Origin of the sequence: Psychrobacter sp. UBA3480, assembly GCF_002377945.1 — a bacterium.
GTDB lineage: Bacteria > Pseudomonadota > Gammaproteobacteria > Pseudomonadales > Moraxellaceae > Psychrobacter.
The window spans coordinates 17,531-40,013 of the sequence record NZ_DFQV01000003.1; the positions used below are offsets into that span (position 1 = coordinate 17,531).

Annotated in this window: 19 protein-coding genes; 8 read left to right on the top strand and 11 right to left on the bottom strand. The window is 42.7% G+C overall.

What is annotated here, in order from left to right:
* Positions 1–338 precede the first annotated feature (338 nt).
* The 4 genes from folP (at position 339) to B2863_RS01655 (ending at position 3,106) form a co-directional block, all read left to right on the top strand.
* Positions 339–1,232: a dihydropteroate synthase gene (folP, locus tag B2863_RS01640; RefSeq protein ID WP_296207080.1), complete on the top strand. Its 894-nt coding sequence runs from the start codon at positions 339–341 to the stop codon at positions 1,230–1,232.
* 126 nt (positions 1,233–1,358) lie between these two features.
* Positions 1,359–1,640, top strand: coding sequence for a succinate dehydrogenase assembly factor 2 (locus tag B2863_RS01645; protein WP_296207081.1), 282 nt, complete (start codon positions 1,359–1,361; stop codon positions 1,638–1,640).
* 52 nt (positions 1,641–1,692) lie between these two features.
* Positions 1,693–2,151 (top strand): hypothetical protein, encoded by a 459-nt coding sequence (locus tag B2863_RS01650; protein ID WP_296207083.1) that lies wholly within the window; start codon positions 1,693–1,695, stop codon positions 2,149–2,151.
* Between the two features lie 241 nt (positions 2,152–2,392).
* Complete coding sequence (locus tag B2863_RS01655) at positions 2,393–3,106, top strand: YidB family protein (protein WP_296207084.1); 714 nt, start codon at positions 2,393–2,395, stop codon at positions 3,104–3,106.
* A gap of 201 nt (positions 3,107–3,307) precedes the next feature.
* On the opposite strand, the gene B2863_RS01660 is transcribed toward B2863_RS01655, so the two are convergent.
* From B2863_RS01660 to trmB, 3 genes are all read right to left on the bottom strand, one after another.
* Entirely contained in the window at positions 3,308–4,399 is a 1,092-nt protein-coding gene (locus B2863_RS01660) for a regulatory protein RecX (protein ID WP_296207085.1), read from the bottom strand.
* Positions 4,400–4,439: 40 nt separating this feature from the next.
* Positions 4,440–5,492, bottom strand: a complete 1,053-nt coding sequence (recA, locus tag B2863_RS01665) for a recombinase RecA (RefSeq protein ID WP_101205782.1) — start codon at positions 5,490–5,492, stop codon at positions 4,440–4,442.
* 1,056 nt (positions 5,493–6,548) lie between these two features.
* Positions 6,549–7,388 carry a tRNA (guanosine(46)-N7)-methyltransferase TrmB gene (trmB, locus tag B2863_RS01670; RefSeq protein ID WP_296207086.1) on the bottom strand — a complete coding sequence of 280 codons (840 nt, stop codon included), beginning with the start codon at positions 7,386–7,388 and terminating at the stop codon, positions 6,549–6,551.
* A gap of 201 nt (positions 7,389–7,589) precedes the next feature.
* On the opposite strand from trmB, the gene B2863_RS01675 reads away from it, so the two are divergent.
* On the top strand, positions 7,590–8,519 hold the full coding sequence (locus B2863_RS01675) for a DUF2628 domain-containing protein (protein ID WP_296207088.1): 930 nt from the start codon (positions 7,590–7,592) through the stop codon (positions 8,517–8,519).
* 45 nt (positions 8,520–8,564) lie between these two features.
* Here the strand turns inward: B2863_RS01675 and B2863_RS01680 are convergent, their stop codons facing one another.
* The 8 genes from B2863_RS01680 to gmk all read right to left on the bottom strand — a co-directional run bounded on the left by B2863_RS01680 (position 8,565) and on the right by gmk (position 19,500).
* Positions 8,565–10,451, bottom strand: coding sequence for a monovalent cation:proton antiporter-2 (CPA2) family protein (locus B2863_RS01680; RefSeq protein ID WP_114700593.1), 1,887 nt, complete (start codon positions 10,449–10,451; stop codon positions 8,565–8,567).
* Between the two features lie 91 nt (positions 10,452–10,542).
* The gene (locus B2863_RS01685; RefSeq protein WP_296207090.1) at positions 10,543–11,247 is read right to left on the bottom strand and encodes a hypothetical protein; all 705 of its coding nucleotides are present in this window, start codon (positions 11,245–11,247) and stop codon (positions 10,543–10,545) included.
* A gap of 307 nt (positions 11,248–11,554) precedes the next feature.
* Complete coding sequence (locus B2863_RS01690) at positions 11,555–12,736, bottom strand: cation diffusion facilitator family transporter (RefSeq protein ID WP_296207092.1); 1,182 nt, start codon at positions 12,734–12,736, stop codon at positions 11,555–11,557.
* 217 nt (positions 12,737–12,953) lie between these two features.
* Entirely contained in the window at positions 12,954–15,242 is a 2,289-nt protein-coding gene (locus B2863_RS01695; protein WP_296207094.1) for a primosomal protein N', read from the bottom strand.
* Positions 15,243–15,416: 174 nt separating this feature from the next.
* On the bottom strand, positions 15,417–15,797 hold the full coding sequence (locus B2863_RS01700) for a RidA family protein (protein WP_296207095.1): 381 nt from the start codon (positions 15,795–15,797) through the stop codon (positions 15,417–15,419).
* A gap of 113 nt (positions 15,798–15,910) precedes the next feature.
* On the bottom strand, positions 15,911–18,109 hold the full coding sequence (locus B2863_RS01705; protein WP_057761397.1) for a RelA/SpoT family protein: 2,199 nt from the start codon (positions 18,107–18,109) through the stop codon (positions 15,911–15,913).
* 339 nt (positions 18,110–18,448) lie between these two features.
* Complete coding sequence (rpoZ, locus tag B2863_RS01710; protein WP_057761396.1) at positions 18,449–18,709, bottom strand: DNA-directed RNA polymerase subunit omega; 261 nt, start codon at positions 18,707–18,709, stop codon at positions 18,449–18,451.
* A 164-nt stretch (positions 18,710–18,873) separates the two neighbouring features.
* Positions 18,874–19,500 (bottom strand): guanylate kinase, encoded by a 627-nt coding sequence (gene gmk, locus B2863_RS01715; protein ID WP_102091897.1) that lies wholly within the window; start codon positions 19,498–19,500, stop codon positions 18,874–18,876.
* Positions 19,501–19,873: 373 nt separating this feature from the next.
* On the opposite strand from gmk, the gene ispH reads away from it, so the two are divergent.
* The 3 genes from ispH to B2863_RS01730 are packed head-to-tail and all read left to right on the top strand — an operon-like array spanning position 19,874 to position 22,002.
* Positions 19,874–20,830: a 4-hydroxy-3-methylbut-2-enyl diphosphate reductase gene (gene ispH, locus B2863_RS01720; protein WP_296207098.1), complete on the top strand. Its 957-nt coding sequence runs from the start codon at positions 19,874–19,876 to the stop codon at positions 20,828–20,830.
* 53 nt (positions 20,831–20,883) lie between these two features.
* Positions 20,884–21,132, top strand: a complete 249-nt coding sequence (locus B2863_RS01725) for a hypothetical protein (protein WP_296207100.1) — start codon at positions 20,884–20,886, stop codon at positions 21,130–21,132.
* Positions 21,133–21,186: 54 nt separating this feature from the next.
* Positions 21,187–22,002, top strand: coding sequence for a thioesterase family protein (locus tag B2863_RS01730; protein WP_296207102.1), 816 nt, complete (start codon positions 21,187–21,189; stop codon positions 22,000–22,002).
* The last annotated feature ends 481 nt before the right edge of the window (positions 22,003–22,483 follow it).

Sequence of the window (22,483 nt, forward strand, 5' to 3'; positions counted from 1 at the left end):
TAATAAATAGGGCGTGTTGAACATTCACGAATAAGCACTGCTAATCGCTAAAACTGTTCCAGACAAGGTATAAAGTGACGGTAATGCTCCAGCCTTAACTAGGTTTGCAACGTACTGCTTGTATGGATCTGGGGGCAGTTTTAGGCTCAGCTCTAATATCAACAGAAGAAAACAGGACTCTTTTTTGCCATTTCATTGTTAAAAATACACACTTAGAATGACTAAACTTACTATTTCTAACGTCGAACTGTCTAAAAAATAGTCTCTGTCAGTGCCATGGTCGAATGTTCAACACGCCCTAAAGCTGCATTATAAATTTTATTTGCGATGGATTATTCATGTCATTATTTCAACCTTTACCCAACTACCAAGTATCTAGCCGTGATAAAACCTTAGATTTGTCGCAGCCGCATGTCATGGGTATCTTGAATGTGACGCCAGATTCATTTTCGGACGGCGGGCAGTTTAACGCAGTAGATAAAGCCGTTGCGCACTGTCAGCAGATGATAAATAAAGGTGCCACTATTATCGATATTGGTGGTGAATCTACTCGTCCAAATGCGCAAACTGTGGCGACTGATGATGAGATACAACGAGTTGTGCCAGTGGTCCGAGCTATTCGTCAGCATTGTGGTGATGCTATTTGGTTATCGATTGATACTAGCAGCCCTGAAGTCATGCAGGCAGCATTTAATGAAGGTGCTGACATTTGGAACGATGTACGAGCACTGAAACGTACTGGTGCGGCAGAGCTGGCTGCTAAACTTAATATACCTGTTATGCTAATGCATATGCGCGGTGAGCCAACGACAATGAATAATCTAGCACAGTATGATGATGTGATCGATGAAGTGCGTACAGAGCTGCTCGACCGTATTAACGAAGTAGTTAGCATCGGCGTCAAACAAAGCAATATCATTATCGATCCAGGTTTTGGTTTTGCTAAGAACTATGAGCATCATTGCGCGTTATTAAGTCAGCTGAGCTGCTTGCAAACACTAGGACTACCATTGATGTTTGGCATTTCTCGTAAGCGGTTTTTAGCAGAAGTATTGACCAAAAGTAGAGCTGAAGCTGTGAGTACGACGCAAGCGGTAGAGCGTGATTCGGCAGGAACGGCAGCTGGGTTGTTTGCGCTACAGCAAGGAGCAAGTATCATTCGTACGCATAATGTGGCGATGATGCAGCAAGCAGTTGCCTTATGGAGTCAACTGTCAGCATATCGTTGTTAATTTCATTCTACATGTCCGAATGCATAGTGAGATTTCAAGACTATAAATATTCTATACGCTATGCTTAACGTCTATTTTTAAACTATCTAAACCAATAAAACTATCTCAATTAATAAGAGTAAATCTATGACAAGTACAACTCAGCCAGAACCAACCAATGAACAGCGCCGTATCATTTATCAAGCTCGCCGCGGATTAAAAGAATTGGATTTTTATATTGATCCTTATGTTAAAGAGCTATATCTGACAGCAGATGCTATTGAACAAGCAACATTTGCAGAAATGCTCACTCATGAAGACCCAGACTTGCTTGATTACTTTACCAATCAAAATCGTCCAGAAGAGGACGACATCTGGGCATTGGTCAATAAGATAAAAACATGGCGCCACACCAAAGACTTGGTTTAGGTCTTAAGGAACGGGTCAGCACAATATCTAACGTTTCCCATGGTACGCTTATATGACGCTAGTAACCTCGCTACGTATTGATACAGCTATCACGCCTGCCAGTTATTTACGCGCGCTGCTGTATGTAGGCTTGACTGGGGTTATGATGATATTAGCATGGTTTGCATCTTTTGCTTTGTGGCAGTATTTACTAATCTTAATAGTCTCGGCAGCAGTTGCAAGTTATCTGATTATATCGAGACCAATACTATTACATATTAGTCAGCCATCGCTCAGTCAGCGTATTGATAAAGAATGGCAATTACTGATACGAACGGGCCGCGGCGATGAGTTATGGCAAGCAGAGTTAGTTGATATAAATCGCTATCAGTGGGCAATGAGTGTCGAATTCAATATTGTTGAGCCTTATCAAAAAACGTTTTCGACTACTATATTTCGCGACCAAGTAAATCACGAGCAATGGCGACAGTTAAATATTTTAGCCAATACCAGTAAGGATAATGCTAGATAACTGGTTATCTACTGGTCTTAGACTTCTCCTTTTACGGTGAAAAATCTCTACACGTCATAACAAAATAGCTATCTCAAAGGACAAAGAGGTTTGTTATATTAAAATCTGTTATATTAAAAATAGAAAATAAAACTCGTAATTCTGCTGTCCCGTTATTAAAGAACATGTATGCAGATATGGTGTTTCATAAATTTTAGCAGTATTTTTGTACTAAACAATACGATAAAAAGAGGAATAGATAATGAGCTTATTAGGGAATTTAGTGAGCCAAGTGGCACGTAGTGCAATGAATCCAGACGACGCTCAGCGCAATCCAGTTAACCAACGTACTGAAACACGGCAGACTGGCGGACTAGGTGATATTTTAGGTAGTGTGCTGGGCGGTGGCAGTCAGGCAGGTGGTTATAGCCCTCAACAAAATAGTCGTCAAGCAGATAATGGTTTTGGCTTAGATGACATCATTGGTGGTCTCACGGGCGGTAGTCAGCGCGGCGGTATAAGTTCAGGTGCTGGCGGACTAGGTGATATTTTAGGTAGTGTATTAGGTGGTCAGCGTACTAATAATGGGTTTGGTGGTAAAGGTATGCTCGTCGCTGCGTTGATGCCTATGGTACTCAGTTGGATCAAACGTAATGGTGGTTTGAGTGGGGCGTTGTCAAAAATCACTGGTATGGGCTATGAAGGTCAAGCACGCTCTTGGATGAGTAATAACGAAGCAAACGATAATTTAAATCCAGACGAAATTAACCGTTTGTTTGACGAAAATGAAATTCAGCAAGTGGCCGCTCATACTGGTGCTAATGAAACTGAGGTAAGACAGGGACTCGCTGAGCTGTTGCCTGAGGTCATGAATCAGCTAACGCCTAATGGTAATCTAGATAATGAGTCTGAAGCTAATGAAGAGATAGATCAAATCATTAGCCAGCTATCTAGCCGTCTTGGTAATTTTAAGTAGTTTGTTCAAGTAGTTTGGCAGCTTAGAATTTGAAACTTTCTAACTGAATACTTAAAAGCCGCCTCAATTAAAATAACTGGCAGTACTGTTTCTGGCAGTATTGATCAAAGGGCACGTTATATAACGTGCTCTTTTTTACGTCTATCACAATAGTATGACTGTCGATAAATACCGTTTGGTAGTGACAGTGACAGCAAGGCGTTAAAATCGCTCGTCTAGCGACTCTGTGGTATGATTAAGTGCGGCAAAGCAGATATCGGTATTAAACCCTCTATACTGCAAAAATCGTAGCTGTTTGGCTTTTTCTTTTTGCTCAACTGGTATGTCATTACCGTATTTTTTGGTACGAGCTATCACCGCCAGTTTTAGCCAATCTACACCATCGACTAGGTTATCTGCATCATCATCTACAAACTCACTAAATTCATCAGACTCAGTATTTGCCATATCGATTAGCTCATCGATGTTACCTGGCATAGCAATCTTCTTACGATAGAATTCTTGTTTGATCCGACCACGTCCACGACCTTTGCGAATGTTCTCACGTATCAGCATTAGGGTAGTGCGGTAATCACTTTGATAACCTTTTTCTTCAAACTCATCAAGTAGTGCGTCAATTTTCTCTGGGTCTTGTTCTTTGTCGATCAGCTTTTGCTTTAGCTCAGCCTTACCGTACTCACGGCGTGATAAATAATAAAATGCGAGCCAACGCAATCGACTTTCTGCTTTGATCGCATCGATTTCTGCTTGTTTTTGTTCAGGGGTTCGTAAGTAGGCTTTGAGCGCGGCTGGTATGTTATCGTTTTGGCTGTCTGTTTCACTACCATTGATAGCAAAAAGCTCAGCTTCATGTTCTGAGTTTTTGGATAGCGGCTCAGTGCTACGACCATTATCTGTTGCTAAGCTGTTGTCAACTTCGTCATTCTGAATGTCGAGTTTAACTTCTGCCAGCATCTCTTTGATGGTTTGCGCTTCGGGGGGTTGATATGTAGTGGTGTCACTAGGCTCAGCGGTAAAATTAGCCGCTGGATGAAAACGCTTTTTACGTTTTTTAGATTTAGAAGTTTTCTTTGACTTAGGAGAGGAGTCTTCAAAAAACGTTGTATTAATAGTAGCGTCATTCGTGACTGAATCATCTTTACTTGAACGAATAGTCCGTTTACTAAACTTCTCTGATTTTTTAGACTCTTTCGTATGAGAATTTTTAGGCAGTTTTTTTGATTTTCTATCAACAGAACTAGCTGAGTCGGGTGCCGACTCAGCTAGAATTTCAGCTAAGGTTTTAATTTTCATAATGAATCATAGTTACTGACAACGGTTAATCGTTAAACCATTATTGTACAGGTTCAGAAGCCTGTTCTGCTTCTTCAGTTTCGTCGGCTTTGCTATTTTTCTTTGTACCAAGCTTTTCATCACGAATCTTGTCTTCGATTTCTTGAGCAATGGCAGGATTCTCTTTTAAGAAAAGCACAGAGTTAGCCTTACCTTGACCAATTTTTTCGTCGCCATAGCTGTACCAAGACCCTGCTTTGCCAACGGCTCCAATCTCCACACCTAAATCAATAACTTCGGCTAAGTGGTTAGTACCTTCACCGTAAGTAATTTCAAACTCAGCTTGGCGGAAAGGTGGTGCCATTTTATTTTTGATGACTTTGACACGGGTCTGGTTACCGATGATTTCATCACCGTTTTTGACCGCACCAATGCGGCGAATATCCATACGTACAGAGGCGTAGAACTTCAGTGCGTTACCACCAGTTGTGGTCTCAGGACTACCGAACATAACACCGATTTTCATACGAATCTGGTTAATAAACACCACCATACAGTTAGAGCGTTTGGCGTTACCAGTGATTTTACGTAGGGCTTGGCTCATCAGGCGCGCTTGCAGACCCATGTGCGAGTCACCCATTTCACCTTCAATCTCGGCACGTGGCGTCAAGGCGGCTACTGAGTCAATCACGATCATGTCTATTGCACCTGAGCGTACCAACATATCGGTAATTTCAAGTGCTTGCTCGCCATTGTCAGGCTGCGAGAGCAATAAGTCGTCAGTATTTACCCCAAGCTTGCGTGCATAAACAGGGTCAAGCGCGTGCTCAGCATCGATAAAGGCACAAGTACCACCTTGCTTTTGACACTCTGCAATAGCTTGTAGGGTCATCGTCGTCTTACCTGAGCTTTCTGGGCCGTAAATTTCAACGATACGGCCTTTTGGTAGACCACCAATGCCAAGCGCAATGTCTAATCCTAGAGAGCCTGTAGAGACCACATCGACATCCATAATGGCCGAGTCATCGCCTAGATGCATGATGGTGTTTTTACCAAATTGCTTTTCGATTTGACCTAATGCCGCTTTGAGGGCCTTGGCTTTATTGTCGTCCATATTGGATTCCTTGTTTTCGGTAGTTAAGTTGATGCTATAAATAAAATATTGGTACTGTTAAAACCTTTGGCAAACGCATACTGACTGTTATGAAGTCGGCAATTATTGTTTGGCTGTTTTATCGAAAAATAGGTTGTCACGTGACTGGTATAGGTAGTAGTATCGAATGTATCGTTCTACTATACAGTAAAATTAAATAGCTAGAGAAGTAAAAATAAGTCCGTAATACACTGTCGTTATCGTTGTTTTTAGTCAGACTTGGCGTGCTCATTACTTGACTTAACTTCTTAACACTGTTGATTTGATAAGGTAATTATAACAAAAGAAAAGCACTATAATGCTCATTGAGGGATGCTAGACGACACTATCTGTCGCATGTTATAAGGCTGAAAATCTACAGAAATGATGCGATAGGTCGCTGTTGTTTTGAACCTGATAATGACTATGCTTGTCAACAGATTTAGGAGTTGTCCACAATAAATAAAAGGCTTATTTTTGCTAATTGTGAAACATTATGAATAATTAAATTATTTTAGAAATTATTTAAAATAATTTTTTATGTGTGTAAATTTAATGTAAATTATTGATTTTAAATGCTTTATAAATTGTACAAAAAATGAACGATTTTACCTTATCCTTTAAGTTGCTTAGCTATAAAGTTGTCAAGTGGTGACTTATGCACAGGGTTATCCACAGCTTATGGGGAGAACTCTGTAAAGCCTTATAATACATAAGTTTACGTAGATTATTAGTATTAGGAACGGATTCTATATTTCGTTTCTAATCACTTTAGAGAAGCAATTTTGTCTACAAACAACGCTATGAGCGCTATGTTTCACAAATTATAAATTTATCTTTTTTTATGCATAATCATACTATAGGCATTAAAAGTCAGGAGTATGACTCAAGATATACACCTAAGATGTCAGCAGACATAGTTATGCATAGGATGTCTAGTATTTTTAGAGATATTTTCTATGACATATGGAAGGCCAAAAAAAGCGGCTACATCAGATAGCCGCTTTGTCAAAATTATCAAAAGTAAAGCTGTATTAATCAGTCTTTGATATAGATCAAATCCCAAACACCATGCCCACGGTCGAGGCCACGACGTTCAAACTTAGTCATTGGACGAAAGTCAGGACGCTCAGTGAAATTACCTGTACCTGCTTTGTTGGTCAATCCAGCGAAACCATCCAATACTTCAACCATCCAAAATGCATAGTGCTCCCAGTCAGTTGCTGTATGGAACCAGCCGCCTTGTTTTAAGCTGCGCGTAACAATGGTCATACGTTCAGGACTGACGAAACGACGCTTATAGTGGCGCTTCTTTTGCCATGGGTCAGGAAAGTATAGCTGAATACGGTCGATATGGTTTTCTGGTAGCTGCTTGAGCAATTGAATGGCATCACCGTTAATGATTTTTACGTTGCTCAAATCTTGGGTGCCAGCCATATACGCACATTTACCAATACCAGGCTCATGCACTTCTACACCGACAAAATTACGAGTAGGGTCAGCGGCTGCCATCTCAATAAATGAATCACCCAAGCCAAAACCAATCTCTACTGTAAGCGGCGCATCTGGGCCGTTAGGGCTATCAGCGAATAACGCACGTAGGTTGTCAATACCGGTAAGATCGCCATCACCAAAACTGTTATTGACCAAATACTCAGAAAATTCTGGAGCAGTTAGTGCAAGCTCGGCGTTTTTGTTCATGTGCGTACGGCGCTTCATAAACGTATTGACGATGCGGATATGCTTGTCAGAGGTCGGTTCTATCTCTTGGCTAGTGCTGTTATCGATATCGATAGGCTCGCTTGTGCTATTAAGGGTTTGCTCATCAGTAGTATCGGTACTATTGACGTTGTCATTGATATCAGAATGTTGACTCATAGGATTCGTAAGGCTTAATTAGGTGGGTGATGTTTGCTTATTATAAGTTAAATCCATACAACTGTGAACGGACAATCCTATTTTCGCGTATTTGCTGGTCAGTGCTGTGGTTTCTCTATGTTACACACGGGTTTTAGCGTTATCATATAATGGTATTTTTCAAATGCTTTTTCTAAGAGTCAGCAAGTAGAGCGTGTTGCCATGTTATTTATCGAGACATATTCACCGCCACCATTTTATCAAGAAGCGCTAACACCTACTAAACGTAAGCAGTTAGACAAGTGGTTCATCGGTAATCGTAGCCAGCGTTATTACCTCAAACGTTTTGAACAATTCGATCAGCAAGGTTATCTGTCGCCAAAGTGGCATTGGGCTGCGTTTTTTATCACTTTTCCTTGGCTGCTATACCGTAAGCGTTATATGGATGCGATTGTGTATAGTGTCGCAGGGTGGTCTTTTATTCAGCTAAATGTGGCACTGGTGCTAGTCGCCTTTGAGTTTGTAGCGATGTCTTACGTACCTGATGCTTATCAGATGGCAACACGTATCGGCATTGCTGCCGTTATTTGGCTATTTTGGTCGTTTATGGTGGCACGCTGGACTGATGCGTATTACTATCGAATGGCAAGGCGTGAGATCGCTGATGCGATAAATGATCATTCGCGAGATGAGGCAGCACAGAAGGCGCATCTGCAAAGAGAGGGTAGCGTTAGCTTGTTTGGACTGGCATTAGGGTTTGGTTTTTTTGCGTTTTCGCTATTAGTGATTAAGGTGCAGTTCTTACCGATTATTGCCAAGCCAAAAGCAAACGAAGTATTGTTTGATGCTTATGATATTGCAAAGAATGCCCAAAATCGAGTGGCGTTGATTTATCAACAGACAGGGCAGTGCCCAGTAAATTTGCCCCTGAGTACTGAGCAGCAGCAACTACGCATGCATGTCGATAGTCAGGCCGCTGGCGTAACAGAAACCGACTGTGCGGTAGTGGCAACGATTCAGAACGTGACGTTTCCAATACGCTACTTAAACGAGCAGACGCTGGTCTTTTATCATATACCAGACAGTGATAACTGGGATTGCACCAGCTCACTGAATAAAAAACAAGCCCCTAAAAACTGCATAGCTGATTAGGGGCTGTATTTCACGAGTGCTTGTAGATGTTGCTAGTACTGAGAGCTAATGCTTAGAGTCCGTTGCAGTATCATCTTTTTCCTCAACTGGTGTTGCTTGGCTCTTTAACGCCTCATAAAAATCGGTTAAATCCATTTTTCGTGCTTTACCAATATCTTCATCAAACAAGCTTTCAAGCTCAGCCATTGCTGATTGTGCGGACTCAATCATGCTGGCTTCATCATCGTAAATTGCTTGTTGGCGTTCGATCAAATCATCATCATAATCACGGAATGTTTTTACTGTTTCTCGCGCTTTTTCTGGTGAGATGCCTAATAACTGTAGTGATTCGCGTGACATGTCCAAAGACGACAAGTAAGTCTCACGCCAAATATGACGCACGCCAACTTCACGCAAGCGATAATAGTGCTGACGATCACGTGCTCTTGCCAATACAATCAGTTCAGGATAATTCTTACGAAGATACTGAGCGGTAGTGATAGAGCGTTCTAAGTCATCGATGGCAAGAATAAATACCCGCGCTTTCTGAATGCCTGCCGCTCGTAAAATCTCAGGATTTTTCGGATCGCCATAATAGACTTGGTTACCAAATTTTCTTACAAAATCTACTCGGTTTGCAGAGCGTTCGATGGCGGTAAATTCGATATTATGCATGCGCAGTACACGGCCAATAATCTGACCGACGCGGCCGAAGCCTGCAATAATGACCTGATGTTCATGATCGGGAATGGTATCGTATTCGCGACTCGGTTTGCTCTTGGCAAATAACGGTTCGCCCACTTTTTCTAATAACAAGAATGCCAGAGGTGTCAGCGCCATCGAGATAGTAACGACAAGATTGAGAGTATTGGCAAGCTCGGGACGTAAGACGTTTTGGGCAGTAGCAACACTAAACAGGACAAAGGCAAACTCACCACCTTGGGCTAGGGTTACGCCCAATCTGATACTGGTCGGCCAGCGGTTGCCTGATACTTTGGCAATACCTGCAATCACTGCAAACTTGATAAACATCAAGGCGAGGGCGCAGCCAATAATAAAGATGGGCTCTGCCAAAATGAGCTTGACGTCGGTAAGCATACCGACCGACATAAAGAACAGACCTAATAGCAACCCTTTAAAAGGTTCGATACTGGCTTCTAATTCGTGACGATATTCGGAATCTGCTAACAATACACCTGTCAAAAATGCACCTAACGCCATTGATAGACCGATTTGACCCATCAAGATAGATACGCCCATCACGATAAATAGCGCGACCGCTGTCAGTAGTTCTGATGCACCACTGGAAGCCACAAATTTAAAGAATGGTCGAACCACATAACGGCTGGCAAAAATCAGACCGGCAAAGACAGCAAATACTTTACCAAAATAAATCAAATCGTAGCTTTGCTCACGCACCCCTGATAAGAACGGAATGACTGCTAACAAGGGAATGACCGCAATATCTTGGAATAATAAGATAGTGAAGGCTTCTCGACCATGCGTGCTTGAAAGCTGCTGTTTTTCAGTCAGTATCTGTAGTACAAATGCAGTAGAAGACAGGGCTAAACCAAAACCAACAATAAAGGCAGTATCTAGTTGTAAGGAGAAAAACTGGTGTAGGAGCCACATCAGTAGCGTACCAGTCAAACCGACCTGCAAACCGCCCAATACAAATATAGAGCGGCGCAATGCCCAGAGCCGCGAAGGCTGGAGCTCAAGCCCGATAATAAACAGCAGCATGACCACGCCAAACTCTGAGAAGTGCAATAAACTTTCAGCGTCGCCTGCCACATCCAAGCCACTTGGGCCCAATATGAGTCCGGTGATGAGGTAGCCTAAAACTGTTGCAATGCCGAAGCGTTTACCGAGAGGGACAAAGAGCAATGCTGCTCCCAAAAAGATAGTGGCTTGCAACATGAGATTTGGTGAGCCGGCGGCGGCAGCAAACATCTGGGCTCCTTAAAAATTTGAATAAAATATACAATATAAAATCAACGTGGCTAAAATCAGTATGGCTAAAACTACATCGCGCTAGTATCTATTATTTTTTGCGATAAATTTTCCACACACCATTGTCTGCAAGCGGATTATTATAAGCATCGTTGCGGCGTTTACGTGGTGTCTGGCGACTATCTACAATCTTAAAATCAGGCAGGGCATGTACAATAAGACCAGTACGATAAAACCGTACCCGCTCAGGCTCTAGCATCTCGCCCTTACTATCGCGACAAAAAACATAAGCACGCAGATCGATAAATTCACGATGCGCCACCAGTCGCGTTTCATCATCGTTGTCTAACATTGCTGTCATACGCTCAATTTCATCATCCGTATATTGACCACATTTATCGGTCAGAGCACCTACTGATCCAAAGCTTTTAGATTCTTTGGCGCGTGTCTTAGTCAAATGTAGACGCTGAACGTGATAAATAAATTGTGGTATCTCAAGGCTGGCTGGGAGCGGTAGATAGTCAGGTGGCATATTGGCCGCTGGATAAAAATCCTTGGCACGCTCAAGCAGATTTTGCCAACGTTGCTGATAGGTTTGGACTTCCGCTAAATTGCCCTCGTAGATAGGCATATCGCGGATTTGTCGCAAAATATCAGGTGGAAACTGTTCATTACGAAAGTTTGCAATGTCTTCTTGCAGCGTTGATAACAAAACTTTGGCGTGTTTTTTGCCATCTTTTGATGCAGGATCATCGATATAGTCTGGGGCGACAAAGGGTGCTGAGCGTCTAGACATAGTGTTGTATCATCAATAGATAGAGTGAAAATACCAAAAAGTATGATTATAAAAATTAACTGGGGTGCTAAACAAAACTTTATAATAGTTATTATAACCACATAAGCCGATTCGGACTTAATTTTTTTGAATGGAATAAAGCAAAAGTTTGTCGCAAATCACGACTGTCTTAATGTGATCTAGATTCTAGTTTTAATTCCATGTAACTTTTAGTATGAGCCAGTATCAGATGCCTATACTTGTATTTTCTAGGACGTGTTTCAAGTTACTGACTTCTTTATTCAGTCACTTATCTGATAATGTATCGTTAATGGTTATGACCAATATGACTATTACCATCAGGTAGCTGTCCCGAAATATCACAGACCAATGCATCGCTATGTGCGATATTCTGCGGGTGAGACGAGCTTTCGACCTGAATAGTAGCATGATGAATACCAAGCTCTAGCAGTCTTTGTTCGAGACTGGCAATTAGAATATTTGATTCATAGATACTCATTTCACCATCGACCACTACGTGACAAGAGAGTGCATTGAGACCGCTAGTAATACTCCAAACATGTAGGTCATGTACTTTTTGTACTTGAGCATCTTCGAGTAATTTTTGCTCCACATCGACTAGCGATATATTGGCAGGCGTCCCTTCCATTAATATATGCACAGAATCACGTACGACGCGGTAGCCACTGATTAAAATAAGTACAGCAACGATTACTGATGCTACTGCGTCTGCCCATACCCAACCAAATCCCATCATCAGTAGCGCAGCGATAATCGCAGCTACTGACCCTAATAAATCGCTCAATACATGTAAATAAGCACTTTGCATATTGAGGTTAACGGGTGCTTTATTATCAGATTTTTCCTCTGTTATTTTGGGATTGTCTGTTCCATGACTATGACCATGTGACTCTTCACCTTGACTGCCTCGGTGCATCAGCCATGCCACCAAAATATTCACCAGCATACCGATAGTCGCAACGATAAGCATGCCTTGGGTGGCAATTTCTGGCGGTGAGTTAAAGCGTTTGATCGCTTCATAAAAAATCATCAAAGCAATTATGACAAGTGTCGCGCCATTTACCGTAGCGACTAATATCTCAAAACGCTTGTATCCGAAGGTTTTCTGGTGAGTGGCCGCTTTTTCGCCGATTTTAAATGCGACCAAAGTGGCGCCAAGCGCTATCGCATCGCTTAACATATGTCCTGCATCGGACAGTAAGGCTAAACTACCGGTAAGCCAGCCACCAATGGCTTCGATAAACATGTAACCAGTAATGATAATAAAGCTGAACAGCAAGGTACGCTGATAGCCCTTGGTATCTCGTGCTGTAGTTGTCTGTTCTAGATGCTCATCATGATCGTGATGGCCTTGGTTTTCCTGAGTGTAGTTATTTTCTTCATCTTCGCGAACGTACTTAGGCACATCCGTATTATCATGCTGCTGGCTATGATTGTGCTCGTCAGAGTTTGGATTATTTGGATTCATAATAATACTCAAATTCGCTGATAGTTGCGTTCGATAGATGATGCTTACTGACAAGTGACGTTTGCTATGGGTAGAGTAGGCGTAAAGCCTTTGCCGCATATCATTTGATGGTTATAAATTTAACATAGCCAAGCATGAGAAGCTGTAACGACGAAGTAAACATGATGAGGAGATGAGTAGAAAGATATGCGCCCATTTGTTGAGAGCTGCGTGAGAACTACCAACCGACAGGATCAATATCCAAAGTAAGCTTAAGGTATTTAGCGCTTGGTAGGGCAAGCACTGGTTGCCACCACTGTCCCAACACATGGTGCAATTGACGACGGTCTTTAGCCAATAGCAAAAGTTGTGCATGGTAGCGGCTGTTCTTTTTACTCATGGGTGCATCAATAGGACCGAGAACAGCGAGGTTATGAGCATTCGGCAAATGCGCAATAGCATCCTTGAGTGCTCGAGTAGTAGCTGCTAATGTTTTACCTTCGCAGCGTATCAATGCAGCATGTCGATGAGGAGGTAAGCCCATCATTTGACGTTCTTGCAGTAGCTCGCGTGCAAATGACAAGTAGCCGTCTTTGACCAGTTTTAATAGTAACTCGTTATCAGGCTGCAACGTTTGAATCAATACGCGGCCAGCTTTGTCACCTCGACCAGCACGGCCAGCTACCTGAATCATGAGCTGTGCGGTATGCTCTGGTGAGCGAAAGTCTGCTGATAAAAATCCGCGATCAGCATTGGGTAAGCAAACCAATGTAACGTTGGGGAAGTGATGTCCTTTGGCGACCATCTGCGTACCGACCAAGATAGCAGGGTTGCCTTTATTAATTTGCTCGTAAATATTTTCCCAGCTGTCTTTACGTCTTGTGGTATCACGGTCTATTTGAATAATCGGATAGAGCTCTTTGCTGGTTTGAGGATTAGCAAAGATTGCGTGTAGATTTTCGCTGAGCCTTGTCGTTCCCATGCCTTTGGCGTCTAGATTTTGACTGCCACAATCAGGGCATACGGTAGGGATATAGGCTTGCCAATCGCAATGATGGCATTTCAAATAAGAGTTGCTTGAATAACTGTTTCGCTGGGATTGGCCGTTATAGTGAACGGTCAGGTGCGCGTCACAGCGCGGACAATCTGCTTGCCAGCCACAAGCCTCGCACAATAGAACAGGCGCATAGCCACGACGATTCAAAAATATTAGTACTTGATCACCAGCTTCTAGCGTTTGCCGTATCGCCCCGATCATGGCATCCGTCAGCCCTGTATCATAGCGCGCACCGTCATCTTGGGCTTGTTGATGGGTGCTTTGCAAGCGAGCATCGATCAGTTGCATGGTTGCAGGCTTGGCATTACCTGGACGAGTAAGCAGTTGGTATTCTGCTAGTTTGCCATCATCGACCAGTTTTAAATGCTCAAGAGAAGGTGTGGCAGTACCGAGTATCACTGGAATTTTATACTGCAAACCTCGATAGAGAGCGACATCAGCGGCATGATAACGTAACGTGTCTTGTTGCTTGTACGAGCCATCATGCGCTTCATCAACGACAATCAGGCCTAAGTCTGCGAAAGGATATAGCACAGCTGAACGTGTACCGATCACGATTTGTGCATGACCCGTGCGGCAGTCTTGCCAACCTTGTAAGCGATAAGTGTTGGTCATGCCAGAGTGCAATAGCACAATATGGGCGGCAAACCGACTGGCAAATCTTGCCCGCGTTTGCGGTGTGAGACCAATCTCTGGCACTAAAATAAGGACTTGTTTGCCAGCCTCTAGTACGGCTTGCATCGCTTGCAGATAGACTTCGGTTTTACCACTACCAGTAATACCGTTGAGCAGAAAACCAGTATAAGTATCGGATTCGTGTGCAGCAATAATAGCGTCGACAGCAAGTTTCTGCTCATCATTGAGATCAAGTGGCATTTTTGCCAGTTTGACTGGAGTAGGTGCTTGTTTTGGCTGAATATAGCGCTCGACTAGCCCTTTATCTTCTAGCGTCTTTAAAAATGCTCGTTGCATCCCTTCTAGTAGCAATACATCTTCGCTTGCGCCGTGCTGACCATGTAGCTTTAGCATGTCGAACTGCTGCTTTTGTTTCTTGGCATTGGCTCGAAAATCATCATCAGTGATATGAGGCAAAATTCGCCAATGGGTAATCAGTAAATCTAATGGTTTGCCTTGACGAACAAGGCTTGGCAGGATAACTGCTAACACGTCGCCAAGTGGATAATGGTAATAGCGGGCTAACCAGTAGGCAAGCTTGAGCATGTCCGCGTCCAAAATAGGCTCAGCATCTAGACATTTATTAATAGGTTTGATTTTATTAACAGGTACGCTGCTATCGTCTTGTGAAATATGAGCAATCACAATGCCAATCAGAGTCTGACGACCAAACGAAACTTCAACACGGCTGCCAATTTGCGGTATCGCACTGTCTGGCAAAGCAAGCATATCAGCTGGTAGGCTATAGTCAAACACCCGATAAAGGGGAACGGGCAGAGCAACTTGTACCAACATAAACGGCTTCGCAGTCTTATTAGGTGAATATGAGATCAGAATAATAGAACGGAGACCAATAAGCTTAGCATGATGCTAAGCTTATTGTGATATGACTTATAGGCTGTTGCTAAAATGAGCACTTAATAATGATGCTTAACAATTAGTACCTAATATTAAGCATCAAATATCATCTTACTCGATATAAAGAATAGACTCGATTTCTACCACGCCACCTTTAGGTAGAGCAGCTACTTGAACGGCAGCGCGGGCAGGGTATGGCTCGCTTAGATTGGCGACAAACACTTCGTTCAAGACAGCAAAATTACTCAAGTCAGTCAAAGATACATTGAATTTGACCACGTCATTTAGACTGCCACCAGCGGCTTCACAGATAGCTTTGATGTTTTCAAATACTTGCTCAGCCTGTGCTTTAAAACCTTCTCTTAGCTCCATCGTGTCAGGATCAAAACCAAGCTGACCTGAGATATAAACAGTATTGCCGACTTTTACAGCTTGTGAATAAGTGCCAACTGCTGCAGGTGCTTTATCAGTTTGGATGGTTTGACGAGTCATGGGGTATCCCTTTTATATTTTATGTGAGTGATTCATTGCTACTAGAATAGCAGTTCTATTTTAGCTATTTGCATCATGACTATACCAGTGATACAAATCAGCAAATGCGCTTATTATAATTGATATAACCTTATAATGTTAGGGAAACCTAGCAACGAGCGTAGTTCACGAATACCCTGTGCTAAGTGGTTGCGACTACGTACCACGATATGAATGATGGTATCAGTATTGCGAACATCAACGGTTTCAACACCCATATTGAGCTGGCGCAAGTGATAGATAACTTCACTGATTTGCTCATCACTAAGCGCAATAGAGAGCTTCAAATAAGCAGGAAAACGAATCTTGCCGCTGTTTTTTAAGTCATGCTCGCCGATGTCACCTTGTTTGACCGCATTGTCATTGCGCCAACGTAATTGGATCACCTGATAAGGATTGTCTTTACGGATATCGTCAAGTGAGAAACACTTATGACGATGAACGACCAAACCATGACGTGATAAATGCCCTACGATAGGGTCGCCATATATCGGATGACAACAGTTGGCAAAATCAAGCTCGACGCCAGCAGCATTTGCAATCAGCTGTTGCGGTTGGGTCATATCATCGCTATGTACTTTTGCCTGTAGATCGCTCAGTTCATCGCTAAACAAACGTGTCACGACTAGCTGAGGAAGTAGCGTACCTGAGCTTATTTGTTCAAATAACGCATCTTTTTCTGTCAGACCGCGCCATTCAGTCAGATCTTTCCAATCAGCATCTGTCAAGTCATCAAAACTTTTCTGATGCGTTCGGAGCGCACGATCCAATGCCTGTCTACCATGGTGTTGTTTGTCAGCGACAGATAAATCTTTGAACCAACGTAAAATTTCTTCACGGGCTTTGTTAGTCACTACAAATCCTAACCACTCCGCTTTTGGTTCTGAGTGACTGTTCACTTCTATCTCAACGGACTGTCCATTTTTTACCACGGTGCCGAGCTTTGCAGCTTTGCCATCGATATTTGCACCAACGGCAACGTTACCAATCATAGGCCCGACCGCGTAGGCAAAATCTAGAGCGGTTGCCCCTTGAGGTAGCTCGTAAGCACGCCCTTGAGGACTGTAGCAAATGATTTTACTAGAATGCAGGTAATCCATCAGCTCATTAATGGTTGAGACTGCCGCTGAGAAATCAGGACTGTTTTCATTCAGATTATCTTCATCGACCAAATCTTTCATATTGCGCAATGACGCTTGGATAACCGATTGACTCACATCAGATGCATGCTCTGCCCCGATGACCCCAAGTCTTGCAGCGCTCTGCATTTGCTTGGTCAATATAGTGACCTTTACCACGTCATTGTCACGCTCATAGATGAGGGTGAGGGACTGGTTACCACCTGGCAGCGGACGACGAATATTATCCGCAATATGGGTATCATCAATCTGATATTTTTTGATTAAGTAATAGGCCAGTTTGTCGCATGCTTCGATATTATCAAGGACGATTTCAAATGCATAGTGACGCAGTAGCGCGTTAATCTCACCGCGATTGCGGAAAAACTGACGATATATGACCACGCGATTGTCTAAGACTTTGACCAGACCATTGAGATCCAAGTTGTTTAGTACGATACTCAAATAACGATGAATCGACTCTCTTTGAAAATTTCGTCCAAGCCCATGCTGTAGCAGTTTATCAGACAGCTTGTTGTACATATCAGAGTCTAAATTGCGATAACACAATACTTCGATATAGTCAGCAATATCATTCAGACCCATTAATCGGGCAAATGGCACATAAAAATCTAAGGTTTCTTGAGCTGTGGTACGCTGTTTTTCAGGACGTACCGCGTCAAGCGTAGACATATTATGTAGACGGTCAGCAAGCTTGATAATGAGTACACGCGGGTCGGCGAGGGTGGCGGTCAGAATTTTATGAAAGGTGGCCGCTTTATTCTGCTGCTTGTTATGTGAAGAGGATTTTAGCTTAGTCACACCATCGACCAGTCTTGATACAATTTCACCATAACGCTGCTTGATTTGTTCATCGCTGACTTCGGTGTCTTCGACCGTATCATGCAAAATTGCTGCAATAATAGTATCTCGATCTAAGCGAAAGCCCGCTAGTATCTCAGCGACAGCGATTGGATGCGTGATATAAGGTTCCCCTGATTTGCGCTTGTCTTTAATGTGCGCAATATCTCCGAACTCACAAGCATCAACAATATCACGGCGCTCAGCAGCAGTGAGATAACCTACCGAACGTAGTAAATTATATTGAGCATCATCGACGAGGTGATGACTGAGTTTGGGTAGGGTTTGACTCATAAAATGATGATCCTATTTTCCATGACCTACTTGTTGGGCCACTTACCGAAGCAAATGGAGGCTAAATAATGACCTACCATACAAAACTTAAGGATGAGTACGCCATTCTCTAATTAATCGCAAATCGCTTTCAATGTCAACTGATAAGCGTGTGGGCGATGAAAAAATTTCACTCAGTGGTCTATTTTGGGGATAAATGGTGACCAAAATAGCCAATACACTATTATTACAACCAAAAAACCACAGCCTATGCTGTGGTCTCTATAGTTGATCAAGATGTGTATTTATTTTATAAAAACCCTATTGGCTCTATAAAATACATCTTATCAAAACAGCCTACTAGAAGCTGTGGTCGCCTGACAATGCTAAATCTAATGAGCTAGTAGCAAAATTATGCTCTGGCTGATTTAGGATGTCGCGTGTGATTTTGCCAGCGGCAATTTCACGTAGTGCCAATACTGTAGGCTTGTCGTTATCAACGTCAACCAACGGCTCGGCAATACCTTTGGCCAATTGACGGGCGCGTTTGCTTGCGACCAAAATTAGCTCAAAGCGATTATCAACATTATCCAAACAATCTTCAATCGTCACTCGTGCCATAAATAGCTACCTCGGTTGTTTTTATTAGTAACGGACCTTGCCCGCCACTCAATAAAAATAATATCAAAAATATAAAGGGGGATAGCTAAATATTATAGCATTTTTTGCCAAGCCGCGTAGTTGCTTTTTATATCTACTTACGAGATTAGCTGCTTGTGCGTAGTTTACTCTTCTACCTGAGTGTTTAGCAAGTTGCTAATCGTGCGATGATAGCGCTGCTGCTGACGACCAAGTGTCTGCCTGTCGGCCACGATGATGGCTTTTAGCTCAGCTAAGGCTACATCAAAATTATCATTGATCACTACATAGTCAGCATTCACGTATTGTGCCATTTCGGTGACCGCGCCAGCTAGACGGCGCTCTATAACTTCTACAGAATCCTGCGCGCGGGTTGAGAGACGTTGACGTAATGTCGCAATGCTAGGTGGTAGAATAAAAACCATAATGGCATCGGGAAAAATATTTCTGATTTGCGTCGCGCCTTGCCAGTCAATCTCCAAAATAACGTCGATACCCGCCGCTAGTTGGGTACGGACACTTTCCTCTGACGTGCCATAATAGTTACCAAATACTTCAGCATGCTCTAGAAATAGACCCGCATTGATACCATTGGTAAAACTATCGGTATCTGTGAAATGATAGTGCTGACCATCAATCTCGCCTGGACGCGGTGCGCGAGTGGTATGAGAGACGCTGACAGTCAAGTCATTGGTGGTAGCAAGCAACTGCTTGACCAGTGAGGTCTTGCCAGTACCTGAAGCGGCAGTAACGATGAATAATGAACCTGTCATACAATTTATCCTAATAGAAGGTGTCTTGGTAACTTGTAAAATGTATCGTAATAAATGCGTGTTGATAAAAGGTTAAGCAGTGCCTCAGTCAAAAACAAAGACTGGAAAAAATAAAAAACGCCATCATGTATGGCGATAGAAATTATAATAGATGCATTATTATAAACTGCTTTTATACAAGTTAAAGCTGGTTTTGCAATATGTCGTAAGCATGCTGAGATTCGCCCACAAAATATTGCTATGAGTAGACAGCTATTTTAGAGAGCGACAAAAGCAAATTATGCTAAAGTAGAGCATTGATTTCGCCCCAACTTTTGAATAAAAAATTCAAAAATACGTTTTAACTATAAATTATCCAATGATAGGCCTTTTTATGCAAATTTATCTTGCCAATCCCCGTGGATTTTGTGCTGGTGTGGACCGTGCAATTGCGATTGTTAATGAAGCATTGACACGTTTCGAGCCGCCTATTTATGTCCGTCATGAAGTTGTGCATAATAAGTTTGTGGTGTCAGACTTGGCCAATCGTGGTGCGGTATTTGTTGAAGAGCTTCACGAAGTGCCAGACGGCTCCATCGTTATTTTCTCCGCTCATGGGGTCTCCAAAGCAGTCGAAGATGAGGCTGAGCGTCGTGATTTGACAGTGTTCGATGCGACATGCCCGTTGGTAACTAAAGTACATATCGAAGTGGCAAAGTTTGCGCAAGATGGGATGGATGCAGTGTTAATAGGACATGCAGGACACCCAGAAGTCGAAGGTACGATGGGCCGCTTTAATCGTCGCCATGGTGGGCATATTCATCTGGTCGAAGATGAAGGTGATGTGGCCGCATTGACTGTACAAGATGCTGAACGCTTGGCATTTGTGACTCAGACAACTTTGTCGATGGATGATACTGCGCGCGTTATCGATGCGCTACGTGAAAAATTTCCTAGTATCCAAGGCCCTCGCAAAGACGACATTTGCTATGCTACTCAAAACCGCCAAGATGCGGTAAAAGATTTGGCCAGTCGCTGTGAAGTCGTACTAGTGGTCGGTTCACCAAACTCATCAAACTCTAATCGCCTGCGTGAGCTGGCTGAGCGTATGAATTGCCGAGCGTATTTAATCGATAATGCCAGTGAGATGGACAAGCGTTGGTTAGATGGTGTGCAGAGTATAGGCGTGACCGCTGGTGCATCCGCGCCCGAAGTGTTGATCCAAGAAGTATTGCAACAGCTGCAAGACTGGGGTGGTGATCTGCCTAGTGAGCTATCTGGTATTGAAGAAAATGTGACGTTTAGTCTGCCGAAAGCGTTGCGGATACCTGTTACTCAGGTTGGTAAGTAACTAATATTCGTGTTTGTATTTGTATGAACCATCATTGATATGGATAAGGTCGCATGAAAGAACCAAAAGCCAGATTTGTATTGGCAGAGGCCACGCTCGCTGAAGTCAACAAGCAACTAAAGCTCAATATGCTAGTGATGGTAGCAGTGGTTTTCGTATTGTTTATGAATATTATGAAGTTTATGGCAGATAAAAGCTTTTTCTACGCAATGCTCGCAGTAGTCATGATCTGTTTGTTATTTTTCATACAAAAAGCTCGCCGGATTCTCACGCTCAGAAAACAAGAGCTTATCCATAAATAAAAAGTACAAGCCTAAATAAAAAATACAGATGAAAGTACCAAATATAGGATAGCTATGACTGCTTATTACAAATTTGTTAAACGAGAATTGCAAGAAGACGGTGTTAGTGTGGCGCATTATCAGCCAACCAAGCATGCTCAAGGTGCTTGGAATGAGCATGAGCAGCACATGGCGCCAGCAACAGGCCTATTAACAGCCGAGATTAACAGCTTCGCGCCACAACCTAATACCCGTATCGCACGTGTGAGCCTCGATATCTTGGGGCTAATACCGCTTGACGATTTTACTATCACTACTCGCTGTATCCGACCGGGTAAGACTATTGAGCTGGTCGAAGCGGTCATGAGTAGCCGTGGCCGCGATGCTATCATTGCAAGAGCGTGGCGACTGATTACTCAAGATACCAGCGAGATTGCCGGACTTGAAGATCAACCAGCAGAATACAAACCTGAAGGACTACCAGTTTGGGAAGGTATGAAAGGCTGGCCGGGTGGTTTTATTGAGAGCGTACGTCTAGTAGCGACAGAAGACCGTCGTTCTGGTCGCGGTATGGTATGGATTACCAATGATCTCGACATGGTAGAAGGCGAGCCGACTGATGATTTGGTGCATCTGTTAGGTATGGTCGATACTGCCAATGGTGTTGTACCAAGATTGGGTCTTGGTTTATCTAAGTTAGAATGGATGTTTCCCAATACTGATTTGCAAATCCATATGCATCGCTCGCCAAAAGGTCGCTGGCTGGGTATCGAGGCTGTACAACAATATGGTGATGATGGTATCGGGTTGACCAGTGCGGTATTGCACGATGTGTCTGGGCCTTTTGGTCGTAGTGAGCAAATCCTTACTATTCGCCCTATGCCACGTTAAAAGGCTAAGAGTCAGTCAGGCTATAGTTTTGAAAAATGAAACTATACGTTGTAATCAATTAATTATACAAATAATAGAGAAATGGTTTTAATAGTAGCTAACAAGACAATATTACTAACAAGCTGATGTTAATCGACATAGAGGTTACTATGAAAACCCGTACTCAATTTTCAAAAAAGCTGACGACTCTCTGGGATATATTGATAGAAGCATATTCAGAATAGTTGCTGTTGTTTGCGCGTTGATTGTTATATCAGAAAATAACTGAGCAATTAAATGACGAAGCAAGTAAAAACCAAGCAAACAAATAACTGATACCAGAACACCGCCTTGGTAAACAAGCGCGGTGTTTTTTATGGAATAAAACTTTTGAGCTTGAATTTTTTCTCAATGCCCCTATTAGTATAGACAGTTTAACGGTATTGCATACGGCAAGTTCTCTAACATTATGAGAACGGCTTTAGTGAGTATATCGTTATCT